General features: G+C 64.5%; 11 protein-coding genes. 3 read left to right on the forward strand and 8 right to left on the reverse strand.

The annotated features are described in order from the left end of the window. Window positions 1–9: 9 nt before the first annotated feature. Window positions 10–789: a transglutaminase-like domain-containing protein gene (locus SMA01S_RS18480; protein WP_066825893.1), complete on the reverse strand. Its 780-nt coding sequence runs from the start codon at window positions 787–789 to the stop codon at window positions 10–12. Between the two features lie 92 nt (window positions 790–881). Between SMA01S_RS18480 and SMA01S_RS18485 the strand changes: the two genes are divergently transcribed. After that, window positions 882–1511: a YkgJ family cysteine cluster protein gene (locus tag SMA01S_RS18485; RefSeq protein ID WP_084250425.1), complete on the forward strand. Its 630-nt coding sequence runs from the start codon at window positions 882–884 to the stop codon at window positions 1509–1511. A gap of 116 nt (window positions 1512–1627) precedes the next feature. Here SMA01S_RS18485 and SMA01S_RS24685 read toward each other — a convergent pair whose 3' ends face one another. The 4 genes from SMA01S_RS24685 to SMA01S_RS18500 form a co-directional block, all read right to left on the reverse strand. Continuing rightward, entirely contained in the window at window positions 1628–1819 is a 192-nt protein-coding gene (locus tag SMA01S_RS24685; protein ID WP_157094029.1) for a hypothetical protein, read from the reverse strand. A gap of 387 nt (window positions 1820–2206) precedes the next feature. Next, window positions 2207–4546 carry an EcoAI/FtnUII family type I restriction enzme subunit R gene (gene hsdR / locus SMA01S_RS18490; RefSeq protein ID WP_066825899.1) on the reverse strand — a complete coding sequence of 780 codons (2340 nt, stop codon included), beginning with the start codon at window positions 4544–4546 and terminating at the stop codon, window positions 2207–2209. Beyond that, complete coding sequence (locus tag SMA01S_RS18495) at window positions 4543–6363, reverse strand: restriction endonuclease subunit S (RefSeq protein ID WP_084250426.1); 1821 nt, start codon at window positions 6361–6363, stop codon at window positions 4543–4545. Before SMA01S_RS18495 ends, hsdR begins: the two co-directional genes overlap by 4 nt. Further along, window positions 6360–7811, reverse strand: a complete 1452-nt coding sequence (locus tag SMA01S_RS18500) for a class I SAM-dependent DNA methyltransferase (RefSeq protein WP_066825905.1) — start codon at window positions 7809–7811, stop codon at window positions 6360–6362. The genes SMA01S_RS18495 and SMA01S_RS18500 overlap by 4 nt, the downstream gene beginning before the upstream one ends. Before the next feature lie 211 nt (window positions 7812–8022). Here SMA01S_RS18500 and SMA01S_RS18505 point away from each other — a divergent pair, with 211 nt between their 5' ends. Then, entirely contained in the window at window positions 8023–9264 is a 1242-nt protein-coding gene (locus SMA01S_RS18505) for a PAS domain-containing protein (RefSeq protein ID WP_066825908.1), read from the forward strand. Window positions 9265–9495: 231 nt separating this feature from the next. Further along, window positions 9496–14103, forward strand: coding sequence for an NAD-glutamate dehydrogenase (locus SMA01S_RS18510; protein WP_066825914.1), 4608 nt, complete (start codon window positions 9496–9498; stop codon window positions 14101–14103). Window positions 14104–14272: 169 nt separating this feature from the next. Here SMA01S_RS18510 and SMA01S_RS18515 read toward each other — a convergent pair whose 3' ends face one another. Genes SMA01S_RS18515 through SMA01S_RS18525 form a run of 3 tightly spaced genes read right to left on the reverse strand, consistent with a single transcriptional unit; the run spans window position 14273 to window position 16760 of the window. Continuing rightward, the gene (locus tag SMA01S_RS18515; protein ID WP_066825917.1) at window positions 14273–15382 is read right to left on the reverse strand and encodes a PepSY-associated TM helix domain-containing protein; all 1110 of its coding nucleotides are present in this window, start codon (window positions 15380–15382) and stop codon (window positions 14273–14275) included. Between the two features lie 8 nt (window positions 15383–15390). Continuing rightward, window positions 15391–16074, reverse strand: a complete 684-nt coding sequence (locus SMA01S_RS18520; RefSeq protein WP_066825920.1) for a Fe2+-dependent dioxygenase — start codon at window positions 16072–16074, stop codon at window positions 15391–15393. Next, a complete protein-coding gene (locus SMA01S_RS18525) occupies window positions 16068–16760 on the reverse strand; it encodes a tetratricopeptide repeat protein (RefSeq protein ID WP_245649332.1) in 693 nt (230 codons plus the stop codon). The genes SMA01S_RS18520 and SMA01S_RS18525 overlap by 7 nt, the downstream gene beginning before the upstream one ends. Window positions 16761–16767: the final 7 nt, after the last annotated feature.

The raw sequence follows: 16767 nt of genomic DNA on the forward strand, positions 1-16767 counted from the left end.
TTAGTTTCCTCACCCCACCCGCTCGACCGTCACCGTCTGCGACAGGCATTCCGCCTCGCCGAAAATCGTCATGAAGCTGATATCGGTGGCATCGCGCCCGACGCCGATCCGCACCAGTCCCTCGACCGGCGCCAGCCCGGTGGGATCGATCAGCCGCCACGCGCCGTCCAGCCACACTTCGACCACCGCATGGAAATCGGGCGGATCGAGCCGCCAGGCGTAGGCCGCGACCATCCGCGCCGGGATGTCGGCGGCGCGCACGAAGGCGATCAGCAGATGCGCGAAATCGCGGCACACCCCGCGATGCGCGACATAGGTGTCGGCGGCGGTCGTCTTCACGTCGCTCGACCCCACGACATAATCGAGATGCCCGCGGATCCACGCCGCCATCGCCTCGATCCGGTCGCCGCCCGACAGCGCGCCGAACTCGCGCCGGACGAGCGCGTCGAACCGGTCGGATTCGCAATAGCGGCTGGGGAACAGGAACGGCACCACTTCCGCCGGCAACAGCTTGATGTCGTCGGCGGCGAGGCCGTGGAGAGTCGCTCCCGCGCGATCGACCTCCACCGTCGCGGTGTAATGCGCGGTCACTCGCCCCTCCCCCCGCGTCCAGGTGCGCCGCCCCAGCCCGTTATCCGCCGCGATCGGGCGCAACGCCTCCACCCCGCCGATCCGCAACAGGTCGGTGACCAGATGCTGGTCGGGCGTCTGCGCGACCTCTAGCGCGAACAGCAGGTCGGCCGGCGCGGCGAGCCAATAGTCGAGCCGGGCGTCGATGGAGAGGCGCATGGAATCTTTCTGGAAGAGGAGTCGCTTCGTTCCTATCCGATAACCACCCTGCCCGGCTATGCTCGGGATCAGGCGAAGGAGAGGAGGCGGACATGCCGTCCGACGACCCGACGGCGGCCCCAATGGCGGCCGACACGCGGTTCAGTTACCGCTGCACGCGCTGCAACAGCTGCTGTGTCGACAAGCGCATCCAGGTCAATCCGTATGAGATCGCGCGGCTGGCGCGTAATCGCGGCGTCTCCACTGCCCAGGCGCGCGACGAATTCACCATCGACAGCGCCTTGCGCCAGCAGGAGGATGGGCGCTGCATCTTCCTGGGCGATCAGGGTTGCACCGTCCATGCCGACCGGCCGCTGGTCTGTCGGTTGTTTCCGCTCGGCCGCGTGATCGATGCCGCGGGCAAGGTGCATTTCGTGCCCTATCCCGATCCACTGGCCGCGCACGGCGAGTTCGGAAAGGCGGGCGTGGTCGCCGATTATCTGGAGTCGCAGGGCGCAACCGCGTTCATCGCCGCGGCCGACGCCTATTTCGCCTTTTTCTGCCGCGCCAACGAGCGGCTGGAGGCGGGCACGCCGATCGCCGCCGACCCCGACCGCGACCTGCTCGACATCGACAGCGAGCTCGCTGCCGCGTGCGCCGCGAGCGGGATCGACGAGCCCGACGATCTGCTCGACCGGATGTGGCTGCACATCAGCCTGCTCGACGCGATGCTCGATCGCTAGAGCGTGAGTGTGGCGGCCACGCGCCGGCCGCTGCCCCGAATAAAACGAAGGCCGCGCGATCCCATCGGACCGCGCGGCCTGTTGTTCCGGTGGCGGGTCGCCCCGCCGCCGACCGATTACTCGGAGACGTTGCTGGCGTTGCCCGCGACGTCGCTGACGTTCTCGTCGGTGATGTTGGTGGTGTCGGTCAGGTTCGCATCGTCGGTGTTGGTGACGACGACGGCGTTGTCGGCCGCCTTGTTGCCGCCGCAAGCCGCGAGGCCGAGCACGACAGGAGCAATCACCGAAAGAACTACAAGCTTCTTCATGGACAAACCTCCGTAATATCCAGGCCGCGCCCCCGCTCGGCACAGCGCCTCGCGAATTGGTCCTGGGTCAGTCCGGCGGTGCCTATGGCGCAATTCCCATCGGATTGGTAGGGGAAAATGCACCGTTCGTCGCAAGGGGGGGGGTGGGTTGTGGCTGCGGGCTGAGTGATGGACGGCTGTCGTGTTCCTGAGGGCGCGGTTTAGCGCATTCAATACGCGACGCTTTAATCCACGAACGATCCGCACCCTAGATTGTAATACGGTCTGTAACCATAGCGTCCGTAAGTTCGAAAGCCGCTGCTTCTTCATTTCGTTAGGTGAGCTGCGGCCAAGTCCGATGAGTACATTGGCATATCTTATGTTCGGACAAAGCGCTTCTGGTCGAGGTCAGCTTCGGCGCTCTCCGTCATATAGGCCGTGCTGGAAACCGAGAAACGTAGAGCGGATTTCGGCAACCGATCCAAGCACGCGTACAGCATCCATTGGCGTGCCGTATTTCAGCTCCAGCAAGGCAGGCAGCTTGCCGTCGTCCAGTTCGCTTTCACCGACGGTCGCATATTGTGACAAAACGAAATCGAGAAAGTCGCGCTGCTTGTCGTTGTAGCAGGAAAGGATCGCTTCGCGTCGGGCATCTGCTCGCTCGATCCGTTTGAGGGGTGGCCGTGCCCAAGCGATGAAAGCCAGGACGTCGAACAGGTCGCTCTCTTGCGAATCTGTCGCCCGGCGGATGCCGTCGAGCGCCTCGCCGGTGAAGCCGCGTTCGGCTAGCCCCTCCACCAGCTTGCGCCGCGTGTCCGGCTGGCTCCAGATTGCGCGCAGTTCGTCTTCGTCGCGAAACAGGTCGGGTAGCTGTCCGAACAGGTCTTCGATGAATTGCTGCGCCGAAACCGGCTTCCCGTCTACGCTCCAGAAGGTCGTCGCGCTGATGTGCTGGAACGTGCGTTCCTTCCCGTCCGCCAGCCGGATCACCAGCTTGGTCTTGGGCGGCTCGGGGTCCGGCCCCGATTCGGGCGGCTCTGGTGGATCGCCTTCCGGCTTTCCATCGCGCGGCGCCTTGGGCGGCTCCGGGTCCAGCGGCTCACCATCCCATTCGGGATCGTTGAAGTGCTCATAGGCCTTCACGAAATCGAGGATCGTGAAATAGTCCTTGCCGTCGAACAGCCGCGTACCGCGTCCGATGATCTGCTTGAACTCGATCATCGAATTGACCGGCCGCATCAGCACGATGTTGCGGACGTTGCGCGCATCGACCCCCGTGGACAGCTTCTGCGAGGTCGTGAGGATCGTCGGGATGGTTTTGTCATTGTCCTGAAAGGTGCGCAGCCACTGGTCGCCGATCGCGCCGTCTGACGCGGTGACGCGGACGCAATAGTTCGGGTTGGTGCTGGTCTTCACCTGATTGATCAGGTCGCGCACGATGCCGGCATGTTCCTGCGTCGCGCAGAACACGATCGTCTTTTCGCGCTGGTCGATCATGTCCATGAAGGTGCGGACGCGGTAGGCCTCGCGCTCGCGAATCTCGATGGTGCGGTTGAAGTCGCCTTCGGTGTAGCGCTTGCCGTCCTCCACCTTGCCTTCGATCACGGCATCGTCGGCGGTGTAGACATATTCGTCGATCGTCGTACCGATCTGGCGGACCTTGAATGGCGTCAGATAGCCGTCGTTGATCCCCTCTTTCAGCGAGTAGGTGTAAACCGGCTGGCCGAAATATGCGTAGGTATCGGCGTTGTTCTTGCGCTTGGGCGTGGCGGTCAGGCCGATCTGCACGGCGGGCGCGAAATAGTCGAGAATCGCACGCCATTCGCTTTCATCTTTCGCGCCGCCGCGATGGCATTCGTCGATGATGATGCAGTCGAAGAAGTCGGGCGGGTAATCGCCGAAATAGGGCGCGGGATCGCCATCGGCGTCGGTGCCGCTGGTGAAGGTCTGGAAGATGGTGAAGAAAATGCTGGCGTTCTTCGGCACCGCACCTTTCTTCCGAATGTCGCCCGGCGTGATCCGCGCCAGTGCGCCGTCATCGAAGGCGGCGAAGCTGTTGTAGGCCTGATCGGCAAGGATGTTGCGATCAGCCAGGAATAGGATGCGTGGGTGCCGCTGTGGCTCTCCCGCCGCTTTCCAGTCGGACAGGTTCCAGCGGGCATGGAACAGCTTCCAGGCGATTTGGAAGGCGATGGCGGTCTTGCCGGTGCCGGTGGCCAGCGTCAGAAGGATACGATCGCGGTTCTCGCTGATCGCCTCCAGCACGCGTTCGATGGCGTTGTGCTGGTAATAGCGTGGCTCGAAGCGCCCACCGCCGGTCTCATAGGCGACGGCGGCGAAACGGTCGCGCCAGCGGTTCGCCTCGGCAAAGGTGGCGTCCCAAAGTTCCTGCGGCGTGGGGTAAGCATCGACCAGCGCTTCCGCGCCGGTTTCCATGTCGATGCGGTAAATCTGCTTGCCGTTGCTGGCATAGGCGAAGCGGCATTGCAGGCGGGTGGCATAATCCTTCGCCTGCCCGACGCCCTCGGTATGGCTCTTGGTCGCTGCCTTGGCTTCGAGCGTGGCCAGCTTGGTGTTGCGATAGACTAGCACATAATCGCAGGACAGTGCGCGGGCGCGTTTGCCCTTGCCCATGATCCGGCCGGGCGCGATCACCTCGCGGCGGGTGCGGCTGCCATCGACCACGCCCCAGCCGGCCTCGCGAAGCGCGGGGTCGATCAGTTCGGCGCGGGTCTCGGCCTCGTTCAAAAGAGCATGGCCTCCTGCCCGCCAACGCGCTTGGCTGACCCGTCCGGCTCGATGCCTTTCGCGCGGATGGTTGCGATGGCCTGACGAAATCTGTCTTCGCCGAATTTCTGCTTGGCGATATGCCAGTTCTCGCGGGCCTCATGGATGATGGCCGCATCGGTAACGTCTACGCCGTCCAGAAGCAGGTTATTCCAAGCAGCATGAACAGTGGCAAGCAATTCAGCTTGCTCAGAATTCATGGGCGCGATCAGCCCTATGGCTCTCTCCAGTCGATCCTGCATTGGCTTCAAGGCCTCTGCTTCTTCGGCCACCATTGCGTTGAAATTAGACAGCTTTCTGAAGGTATAACCATTGCCCGCTGGTCTCTGCACAAACTCGAAGAATTGGGTCGCTTTGGCCCATTTCTCTGCGGCGAGCATGTGCTGGAAATCGTTTGGCCCCGCGGCGTCCTTTACTGGGTTGCGGCCGAGATCGACGCCGCCAACGCTCTCGCAAAGGTGCAACGCCTTTTGCGCTTTCACTCGCCCAAACGTCGACTCCGTGCCCAAGGCGAGGTGACGGCGGTAAGCCAGCGCGATAACATGGGCGGTTAAGGCAGGGATTTTCCAATTATCGTTAGTCGCAAGGACAGATGCTTTCGCGAGTTCACCGGTAAAGGCGCGATGAAGCAGTGACTGCCGAAGGCGCTCAATTGCTTTCACCTTCATTTCAGATTTTGCCTCGAGAAGATCGCATTCCTGCATCAAATCGCGGGCCGCTAAGACTATAGATTGTTGCTTCGCAAGATCGGGTATCTGAACTCGCATCTTATCGACGCGCGTGATGTAGATGTGCTTAATGGTCGTGCCGCCCGCTTCAGCGATCATCCTCCGCTGATAATCCGAGGTCATGAGCATAAATTTCAAAAATTCGGAAAGAAGATTCTCTTTTTTTGGCCTCAAAAGAGCAACGGACTGATTAATGCAAATTCCCTCGCGATCGACGACAGCGACCCGTCCTAAAGTGCCATCCTTGGTTAGCAGGACATCGCCTACAATTGGCCTACTCTTATCGGTCAATAATTCGTCGAACGCATCCTGTGTAGTGAAGCGAGTATTCTGATAATCAATCTCACCGCCACGAACATTTTTCGCCGTAACCATGTACGGTCCTTCTTCAGCTGTCGGCATTGGATTAGTGAAACCATATGTCACAAGTGCAAGGGAATCGGCGAGGATCGTCTGATTCATCCCGTCGGATGCCAGCATCCAGAGCTTATCTAAGCCGGACTGACGCAACTCTCGCACATTGACGAGGTTCTTTTCGGCGTTGGCGATTACAGTGGCGATGGCGGCGAAGGCCTCATCCAGCACGGCCACAATTCGCCGCTGCTCGTCAAGGGACGGTAGCGGAATTTGGAACTTGCCGAGCGCGGAAGATGAAAGCTCCTTGAAGGTCGCCCCCGTGCCCAGATTGTTCAATGCTTCCCGGCTGGAAAAGAGGAAGTAATAAAGATATTTCGTGTCCAGGCGTTCATTCGGCACCAGCCCACGGCACCCTTGATTGAAAGCCATCGGGACTTCGGGGATCGCCAGATGTCCGATTGGAGCGCGCGTCGACATTATGACCGCACCAACGGGTACTTGCCGCGCTGAGGAGTTTTTCAGGCCGGTTTGCGTTATCGTGCGGGCAGTCTGGCCGATGGAAGGAGATTTACGTTTCCCCATCTCGGCAGGGGTAAGCCAAGCAACATCACCCTCCCAATAGTCGGCAATCCCGCTCTTGGGCGTACCGCCATTTACGATGCGGCACACTTCCGAAAGAGGAACAGCCTTCACAGCAACTCCCTCACTCGCGCCAGAATATCAGCACTCTCGGCATCCAGCGCAGTGATTTCGTCCAATATCTCCTGCGGGCTGCGCAGCGCCTCGGCTTCGGTGGCATTGGGGTTGCGCACGGTCAGGTCGAAGGTCGCGGGATCGAGCGTGTCCGCTGCCACGCTCCAACAATTCGGCCCCTCGGCGAAGCTCGCCTGCCGTTCGATGAAGTCCGCCATGTCGGCGTCGTTCAGCGGGTTGGTCTTGCCCATGTTTCGGCCCGGATCGAGCCGGTAATACCAGATGCTGCGGGTCGGCTCGCCCTTGTCGAAGAACAGCACCACGGTCTTGACGCCCGCGCCCTGAAAGGTACCGCCGGGCATGTCGAGCACGGTGTGCAGGTTGCAGCTTTCCAGCAGTTCGCGACGCAGCGCCACGCTGGCGTTGTCGGTGTTGGACAGGAAGGTGTTCTTGATCACCACCGCCGCCGATCCGCCCGCGCGCAGCGACTTGATGAAGTGCTGGAGGAACAGATAGGCGGTCTCACCGGTCTTAATCGGAAAGTTCTGCTGAATTTCCGGGCGCTCCTTGCCGCCAAAAGGCGGGTTGGCCAGGATGACGTCGAAGCGGTCCTTCTCCTGAATGTCCAGTACCTGTTCGGCCAACGTGTTGGTGTGGACGATGTTGGGTGCTTCGATGCCGTGCAGGATCATGTTCATCGTGCCGATGACGTAGGCGAGGGACTTCTTTTCCTTGGCGAAGAAGGTGCGCTTCTGGAGCCGTTCGAGGTCATCCGCAGTCTTCGCCAGCGGCCGGAGATAGTCATAGGCTTCGCACAGGAAGCCGCAGGAACCCGCCGCCCCGTCATATACGGTATCGTTCAGCGTCGGCTTCACCACCTTGATCATCGCGCGGATCAGCGGGCGCGGGGTATAATATTCCCCGCCGTTACGTCCGGCGTTGCCCATATTCTTGATCTTGGCTTCGTATAGCTCCGAAAGCTCATGCTTCTGAATCTGGCTGCCGAAGGACAATTCGTCGATCGCGTCGATGGCATCCCGAAGCGAGTAGCCCGACTGGAACTTGTTGCGGATTTCGCCGAAAATCTCGCCGATCTTGTATTCGATGGTGTCGGCGCTGGTGGCGCGACCCTTGAACCCCTCCAGATAAGGGAACAGCTCGCGGTTCACATAGCCGATCAGGTCCGGCCCGGTCTTGGCGCGGTTGTGATCGAGCTTGCCGGCCGCATCCTTCGGCGCGGCCCACAGGCCCCAGCGATGCGCAGCGTCGATGATCGGGGTATAGACCTGCCCGCGCAGCTCGGCTTCGGTTGCCCGACTGGTCTCCAGATCGTCGAGGTATTTCAGGAACAGCAGCCAGCTGGTCTGTTCGGTGTAGTCCAGCTCGGAAGCGCAGCCGGCTTCCTTACGAAGAATATCGTCGAGGTTCTTGAAGGTCTGTTCGAACATGGCAAATGCGTAGCAGTGGTAAGCGAGCGGCTACAAGCAGCGATAGTCGGTCCCGTCCATCATTCGGAACTGCATGCGGTCGGTTTTCAATCGGCGGTCTCGACATCGGCCGAGGCCCCGGCACCCCACCCCCAACACCCTTTACGCTTCGTTTACCACGCCCGGGGCAAAACACGCTCTGTACGGGGCGATGTGCGCCCAGGGGACGTTTATGGATTCGCTGCGCGGCTACGAAGAGGACCGGTCGGATGCCGATCGCGTCGTCGCGGATGATGGGATCGACGACACGACGGCGCCATCGGCGATCGGCACCGACGAGCGCCGCATGCACGTGCGCGCGTACAACCATTGGGTGTCGTTGCTGCGCGGGCGGGCCTATCCCTCTATCGAGGATCTCGACCCCGCCAATATCGCCGATTTCGGCCCGCATTCGGTGCTGCTCGATTTCACCGCCGGGATCGAGGATCCGGCGATCGCCTATCTCGGCCGCGCGCTGCGCGACGAGACCGCGCTCGACCATTCGATCACGCATATCTCGCAAGTGCCCAGCCGGTCGCTGCTGTCGCGGCTGACCGACCATTATCTTCAGATCATCGCCAACCGCGCCCCGATCGGGTTTGAGGCCGAGTTCGTCGGCACGCGCGGCTATAACACGATGTATCGCGGCATCCTGATGCCCTTTTCGTCGAACGACGACACGATCGATTTCATCTATGGCGTGATCAACTGGAAGGAGCTGGTCGACGCCGAGACGCAAAAGAAGCTCGACGCCGAGGTCGATACCGCGCTGCGCGCCGCGCCCAAGCCTCAGGCGGCCGCCCCGGTCTGGGCCGACGGTCCCGCCGCCGACGTGTCGCCGGTCGCCGAGCCCGACGATCTGGCCGGCAAGCTGGAACAGGCGCGCCAGACCGCGCAGGCCGCGACCAATGCCGATACGCGCAGCCGCGCCGCGCTCTATCGCGCACTGGGCCGCGCGCACGATTTCGGGCTCGCCGCCGAGCAGGACAGCGACACGTACGAACGCTTGCTCGCCGATGCCGGCGTGACCGTGCAGGACCGCGCGCCGATGACCGCGGTGGCGAAATTGGTGTTCGGCGCCGATTACGACAAAGCGCGGCTGACCGAATTCGCCGCGGTGCTGGCGCATGCCCGCCGCCACGCCATCCCCGCCGGCCAGCTGACGCCGTTGCTCGAAACCGTCGAGGGCGGGATCAAGGCCGTGGTCGCGGCCGAACGCGCCGCGCGCAATCCGGCGAAGGATGAGGGACGCGATCCGCTGGCCGATATCGCCGAGCGGCTGGTGCTGGCGAGTGTGGAATTCGCTACTGGGCTGGAGCCGGGGGAGCTGGTCGTGTTGCTTGGGCGGGCGACGGGTGAAGGGACGGTGGATATCGTTGCTTCGGTTGCCAATGACCGGCCGCTCGCGGCTCGGACGTTGAAGGCGGCGACGTAAACCCAACGCTGGCCGCGTCTCCAACGCGCCTTACACTCCGCCGTCACCCCAGCGAAAGCTGGGGTCTCGTGCAGTATATCGATCGCCTGAGACCCCAGCTTTCGCTGGGGTGACGGCTATTGCCGGGATGACGACGTTTTGCGTGTCAGGTCAGCACCCCGCTAACGCACAAACCAAGTTACACCCGAAACTATCCTTGAGCCCGCCGATCCACGGGGGCATAGGACGGCGATGGCCAAGACCACGCTGAAATCGCTGTCGGACGCGCTTGCGGACCGGCTGACCAAGGGCGCCTTGCCGGGAGAGCTGCAGGGATTTGGAAAGGCGGAGCGCGCGGAAGCCGCGAACTTCGTCGCCACCGCCGCGTATAGCCGCCCGCCGGGCGGGCCGACCATGGTGATCGAGCCGATCGCGGCCAACGACCCGCGCCGCCGCATGCGCGTGGCGATCGTCAATGACGACATGCCGTTCCTGGTCGATTCGGTCGCGGCGACGATCGCGGCCCAGGGCATTGCGGTCGACCGCATCATCCACCCGGTCATTCCGGTCACGCGCGATCCGTCGGGCGGGCTGATGGGCGTCGGCGACGGCAATCCCGAATCGATGATCTATATCGAGATGGAGCGGGCCGACGCGCGCGAGCGCCGCGCTTTGATCACCGCGCTCGAAGACAATCTGAAGGACGTGCGCGCCGCGGTATCCGACTGGGTGCCGCTGCAGGAAGCGATGGCGGCCGATGCCGCGACCCTGACCGGCGCGGGCGCCGAATTGCTCCACTGGTTCCTCGACCGCCATTTCACCTTGTTGGGGCACGGCAAGTTCGGCCGCGAAGGCGGCGCGCGCGCGCCGCTCGGCATCTGCCGCAACAAGCACGAAATCCCGATCCTGGCCGAAGCGTCGCGCGCGCTGGCGATCGAATGGTTCGAAAAGGGCAACGAGGCGCCCTTGCTGCTCAAGTCGAACTTCATTTCGAGCGTGCATCGCCACATTCCGCTTGATCTGGTCGTGGTGCCGATCCGCGACGGCAAGAAAGTCACCGGCCTGTCGATCCATGCCGGGTTGTGGACCTCGTCCGCGCTCAACTCGCCGCCCGACGACGTGCCCGGGCTGCGCACGCGCCTGGCCGGCCTGCAGAAGAAATTCGGGTTCGATCCCAAGGGCCATGCCGGCAAGGCGCTAGAACATGCGCTGACCACCCTGCCCCACGATCTGCTGATCGCCTTCACGCCCGAGGCGCTGGAGGAAGTGGCGCTGACCGCGATGAGCCTGGCCGACCGGCCGCGGCCCAAATTGGTCTTGGCGCGATCGATCCTGGGCCGGCATCTATTCTGTTTCGTGTGGCTGCCGCGCGACGAATTCACCACCGCGCGCCGCATCGCGATCGGCGACATGCTGGCCGAGGCGGCCGGCGGCGGCCTGCTCAACTGGGCGATCGCGATGGACGATCTGGTCGCGCTGATCCGCTACACCGTCGATCTGCGCGGTGAGGGCCGCATGCCCGATGTCGCCGCGCTCGACACCCGCCTGGCGCGGATGATGCGCGGCTGGGCGCCGGCGGTCGAAGCAGCGCTGGCGGAGAGCGACGTGGCGCGCTCGACCCGATTGGCGCTGCGCTGGGCGAATTGCTTCCCGCAAGGCTATCGCACGGTCAACAGCGCCGACGAAGCGGCGCGCGACATCTTCAGCCTTGCGACGCTGGAGACGCCCGACCAGCGCGCGGTGCGCCTCTATCGCGACGCGCGCGGCGAAGCGCGGCTGAAACTCTATCGCCTCGGCGGCTCGATCGCGCTGTCGGACGCGGTGCCGGTGCTGGAGAATTTCGGCTTCCGCGTGATCGAGGAAGTGCCGACCGCGCTGACCGACGAGAGCCAGGGCTTCATCCACGAATTCCTGATCGAGGCGGCGGGCGGCGTCGGCAACGTGTTCGACGGCAATACCAGCGTGCTGGAAAATGCCGTCGCCGCGGTGCTGGAAGGCAATGCGGAGAATGACGCGTTCAACCGCCTGATCGTCGACCTCAACATGGCGCCGAGCTCGGCAGTGCTGTTCCGCGCCTGGTTCCGTTATCTGCGCCAGGGCGGGCTGACCTACGGCCTGACCACGGTGGTCGACGCGCTGCGCCGCGCGCCGGCGGTCACCGCCGCGCTGATCGAGCGATTCAACGCCGCGCACGCGCCCGGCGGCAAGAGCGAAGCCGGGGTGCTCGCCGCCGACGAGGCGACCAAGGCGGGGCTCAACAATGTCTCGGCGATCGACGACGACCGCATCCTGCGCGCGATCCACGGCGTCATCGCCGCGACCCTGCGCACCAACGCCTTCACTCCTGCGGCCGACGAGGCGCTGGCGTTCAAGCTGGACAGCCACAAGGTGCCCGGCCTCCCCGCGCCGCTGCCCTGGCGCGAGATCTGGGTGTACAGCCCGCGGGTCGAGGGCATCCACCTGCGCGCCGGCCCGGTTGCGCGCGGCGGGTTGCGCTGGTCCGACCGGCGCGACGACTTCCGTACCGAGATCCTCGGACTGATGAAGGCGCAGCGCGTCAAGAACGCGGTGATCGTGCCGACCGGCGCCAAGGGCGGTTTCTACCCCAAACAGCTCCCCAGCCCCGCGGTCGATCGCGACGCCTGGTTCGCCGAAGGGACCGAAAGCTATCGCATCTTCATCCGCACCCTGTTGTCGGTCACCGACAATATCGTCGAGGGCAAGGTCGTCCATCCCAAGGGCGTGACGATCCTGGACGGCGACGATCCCTATTTCGTCGTCGCCGCCGACAAGGGCACCGCGACCTTCTCCGACGTGGCCAATGCGATCGCGATCGAGCGCGGCTTCTGGCTGGGCGACGCCTTCGCCTCGGGCGGCAGCTACGGTTACGACCACAAGGCGATGGCGATCACCGCCAAGGGTGCCTGGGTCTCGGTCCAGCGTCACTTCGCCGAGCGCGGGGTCGACGTGCAGACGCAATCGATCCGCGTGGTCGGCTGCGGTGACATGTCGGGCGACGTGTTCGGCAACGGCATGTTGCTGAGCCAGGCGATCAAATTGGTCGCGGCGTTCGACCATCGCCACATATTCCTCGACCCCGATCCCGATCCGGCCGCGAGCTGGGCCGAGCGCGAGCGCATGTTCAACCTGCCGCGGTCGAGCTGGGCGGATTACAATCCCAAGCTGATCTCGAAGGGCGGCGGCGTGTTCCCGCGCACCGCCAAGACGATCCCGCTGTCGAAGCAAATCAAGGCCGCGCTCGACATCTCGGCCGACGAACTCGAGCCTGCCGCCCTGATCTCGGCGATCCTCAAATCGCCCGCCGATTTGATCTGGTTCGGCGGCATCGGCACCTATGTGAAGGCCGCGAGCGAGAACCATATCGAGGTCGGCGACCCGGCCAACGACCGCCTGCGCGTCAATGCCGAGGATATCCGCGCGACCGCGATCGGCGAAGGCGCCAATCTGGGCGTGACCCAGGCCGGGCGCATCGCCTTCGCGTCGAGGGGCGGCCGGATCAACACCGACTTCATCGACAATTCGGCCGGCGTCGATTGCTCGGATAATGAGGTCAATATCAAGATCGCGCTCAACCGCGAGATGATCGAGGGCCGGCTGGAGTTCGAGGCGCGCAACAAGTTGCTCGTCCAGATGACCGACGACGTCGCGCACCTGGTGCTCGAGGACAACCGGCTGCAGACGCTGGCGCTGTCGATCATGGAACAGGACGGTGCCCAGGCCCTGCCGAGCTTCGTCCGCCTGATCGAGATCTTCGAGAGCGCCGGCCGGCTCGACCGCGTGGTCGAGGGGCTGGCCGATAACGGCACCCTGCTCCGCCGCGCGCCCGAAGGCCGCGGCCTGACGCGTCCCGAACTCGCGGTGCTGCTCGCCACCGCCAAGCTCGCGCTGCAGGACGCGATCGAGCATTCCAACCTCGGCAGCGATGATGAGTTGCTCGCCGATCTCCATGCCGCCTTCCCGCCGGCGATGCGCAAGAAGTTCGGCGAGGCGATCGACCATCACCGCCTGCGCAGCGAGATCATCGCGACCAAGCTCGCCAATCGCGTCGTCAATCGCCTGGGCGTCCTCCACCCGTTCGAGCTGGCGGAGGAGGAAGGCGCGGCGATGGCCGACATCGCGGCGATGTTCGTCGTGGTCGAGCGGCTCTACGATCTCGACAAATTATGGGCGGAGATCGAGCGCGCGCCGATGCCCGAAACGGGCCGCCTGGCGCTGTTCGACGAAGTGGCGGCCGCGGTGCGCAGCCAGATCGCCGATCTGTTGCGCGTGACCGCACCCGGCACCACGCCGTCGGTCGTGATCGCGCGGCTGGCCAAGGGCGTCGCGGCGCTCGACCGCAAGACCAAGGAATTGCTGCTCGAGGAAGCGAGCGCGCAATCGGTGCGGATCTCGACCAGCCTGGAAGCGGCGGGCGCACCGTCGGCGCTGGCGAAAAAGGTCGTGCGGCTGTTCGAGCTCGACGGCGCGGTCGGCCTCGCCGATCTCGGCGCCGAGCTGGGCATGGACGAGACCGTGCTGACGCGCGCGTTCACGCACCTGGGTCAGGCGCTCGGGCTCGACTGGGCGCAGGCGACCGCGGCGCGCATCCTGTCGAGCGATCCGTGGGAACGCCTGCTGATCGCCGGGCTCGCGCGCGACTTCCAGCAGCTCCGCCTGGAATTCCTCGAACGGCATGCCGGCAAGGACCCCGAAGCGGCAGTAGATGTCTGGCTGGGCGCCAATGCCGGCCGCGTGGCCCAGTTCAAGGGCGTGGTCGACCGCGCGCGCACGGCGGCGACGCCGAATGCGGCGATGCTGGCGCAGATTGCGGGGCAAGCGCGGGTGTTGTTGGGGCGGTAGGTGCGGACGTCAGCCCCTCTCCCGCCTGCGGGAGAGGGAGGGGCCCGCCGCGAAGCGGCGGGAGGGTGAGGGTCTTCTTTCTTCTTCTATTTCGTCGATCGCCCGGAAGAAGAAAGAAGACCCTCACCCAACCCTCTCCCGCACGCGGGAGAGGGCTTTAAGGGCGGATTCAGACCTTAACGGCCGCCCTCACCCTCTGCCGCGCCTTCAACTCCGCCTTCCACCCCCGCGCCCGCCACCACATGATCACCCCGGTGATCGCCAGCACCGCCGGCAACAACCCGCCCAGGAAAATGACGATCTGCCACACCAGGCCCATTCGCGTGCCGTCATGGATGCGGCGCATCAAACGCGCGGTATCTTCCTTGGGCGGTGGCGAGACCTTGGCCCTGCCGGTCGCGTCGTCGACCTTGACCTGACGCCCGGGCCCTTCGCCGATCGTCACCGTCCATTCGGGCTTGAGATCGGTCGGCCAGGCGATCATCGCGACCTCGCCGGGCAATGCCGCCTGCGCGCTCGCGATCGCGGTATCGAGGCTGGTCTTCGGCGCCTCCAGCGGCTTGGCGCGCGCCATTGCGGCACGGTCCGGCCCCTTTTGCGGCTGTGCGCCCGACATGGCGCCGAAGAATTGCGGGAAACTGATCCACGCACCGGTCAGCGACAGCACGAATAGCGGCACGGCGATCCAGAAGCCGAACAGATGGTGCAAATTCGTGTCGAGGTTGCGATGCCGCCGCCACCTAAGCCCACGCACCCATTTGCCGACGGTCGGCCACCACAGCCAGATGCCGGTAAGGCACGAAAACAGCATCGCGACACCCAGCCAGCCGACGATCGAGCGTCCCCAGATGGGGACCATCAAGCTGCCGTGGATCATGTGCATCGCGCGGATCAGTCCCGCATTGCTGCTGGCGCGATCGAGCACGCGCGCGGTCGGCGGATCGAGCCAGACGTTGGTGCGCGTCGGCGGCCCCGCTTGCGGCCTGGCGCCGCCCGGCACGGCTGCGACGATCACCGGGCCGTCGCCATCGGGCAAAGTGATCGACTGGATGCGATCGCCCTGCTTGAGCACCGTGCGCGCCGCCTGGGCGTAGAGCTGCGGATCGAGCGTCTGCACGCCGCTCACCGCATAACGCTGTGGGTTGAGGCCGTGGTCGAGCGCTTCGTCCCACACCAAGGCGGCACCGGTCACGCAGAGCGGGATGATCAGGATCGCCAGGATCAGTCCGATCCATTTGTGCACCTGGAACCAGAAATTGCGCAGCCCGATCTTGGTCATCTTTGCCCTTACGCCTCGGCCCAGCGCCGCAGCAGGTTGTGATAGGTGCCGGTCAGCCGCACGACCGCCGGATCGTCCTGGCCGAGCCGCGACGCGACGTCCTGCACAGCCTGGTCGAGCTCGAACAGGATGCGGCGTGCGCCGTCATCGCGGATCATCGACTGGATCCAGAAGAAGGAGGCGACCCGCTCGCCGCGCGTGACGGGTTCGACCCGGTGCACGCTCGAGGCGGGATAGAGCACCATGTGCCCGGCGGGCAGCTTGACGCGCTGTTCGCCGAACTGATCCTCGATCACCAGCTCGCCGCCGTCATAGCTGTCGGGGTCCGACAGGAAGAGCGTTGCCGACAAATCGCTGCGCACGCGAAAGTCGCTGCCGCGCCGGATACGGATCGCGCTGTCGACATGCGCACCGAACGTGTCGCCTCCGGCATAACGGTTGAACAGCGGCGGATAGACTTTGAGCGGCAAAGCGGCAGCGACGAACAAGGCCGCCCCCGACAAGGCATCGAGTACCATCGTCCGCGCCTCGCGTGCTGCCGCCGACTCTTCGGGCAATTGCGCGTTCTTCTTGGCGAGCGCCGATTGATGCCCCGAGGTCGCGTTGCCATCGATCCACTCGCCCGCGTCGATGATCGCGCGCATTCCGGCGACGCCGGCCGCGTCGAGCACATCGGGGATCGCGATCAGCATCGGCCCGCTCCGCGCTCGATGGCGGCGCGGCCGCGCGCGCGAAAAGCCGGCACAGGCGAGGCATCGAGAAAGGCGGCAGCCTTGGCGACAAAGGCCGGCGTCGCCCGCTCGCCTGCCCGTTCGATCCAGCGAAGCGCTTCCTCGCCGCGTCCCTTGGCCCCGAGCATGCGCGCGTGATTGAACATGCCGCGGAAATCGCCGCCTTCGGCCGCGCGTTCATAGAGGCGCGCTGCCTTGGTCAGGTTGCGCGCAACTACCCAGCCGTCCTCATGGAAGCTGCCGACGAAGTTGATCGCTTTGACATTACCCAGCTTGGCCGCTTTCTCGAACCAGGCCAGCGCCGCCGCCTTGTCCTCGGCGACGCCGTGCCCGAGCGCGAGCAACGTCGCGTAATTGTACATCGCCCAGTCGAGCCCGTGCTCCCCGGCGATGCGATAGCAGTCCGCCGCACGCGCCTTGTCGATCGCCACGCCCCAGCCGAGATCGTAGCATCGCCCGACCATGTTGAGCGCCATCAGATGCCCTTGCGCCGCGGCGCGATTGAACCAGGCGAACGCGGCCGCCTCGTCCTTGTCGACGCCATTCCCGTCGAGCAGCAACTGGCCATAGAGCGCCTGCGCCTCGGCTTCGCCGCTCTCGGCGAGTTGGCGAAGAAACGCCGCGCGCTCCCCCGGATCATCGGGCAAGCGCGCG

This window comes from Sphingomonas mali NBRC 15500 (assembly GCF_001598415.1).
Lineage (GTDB): Bacteria > Pseudomonadota > Alphaproteobacteria > Sphingomonadales > Sphingomonadaceae > Sphingomonas > Sphingomonas mali.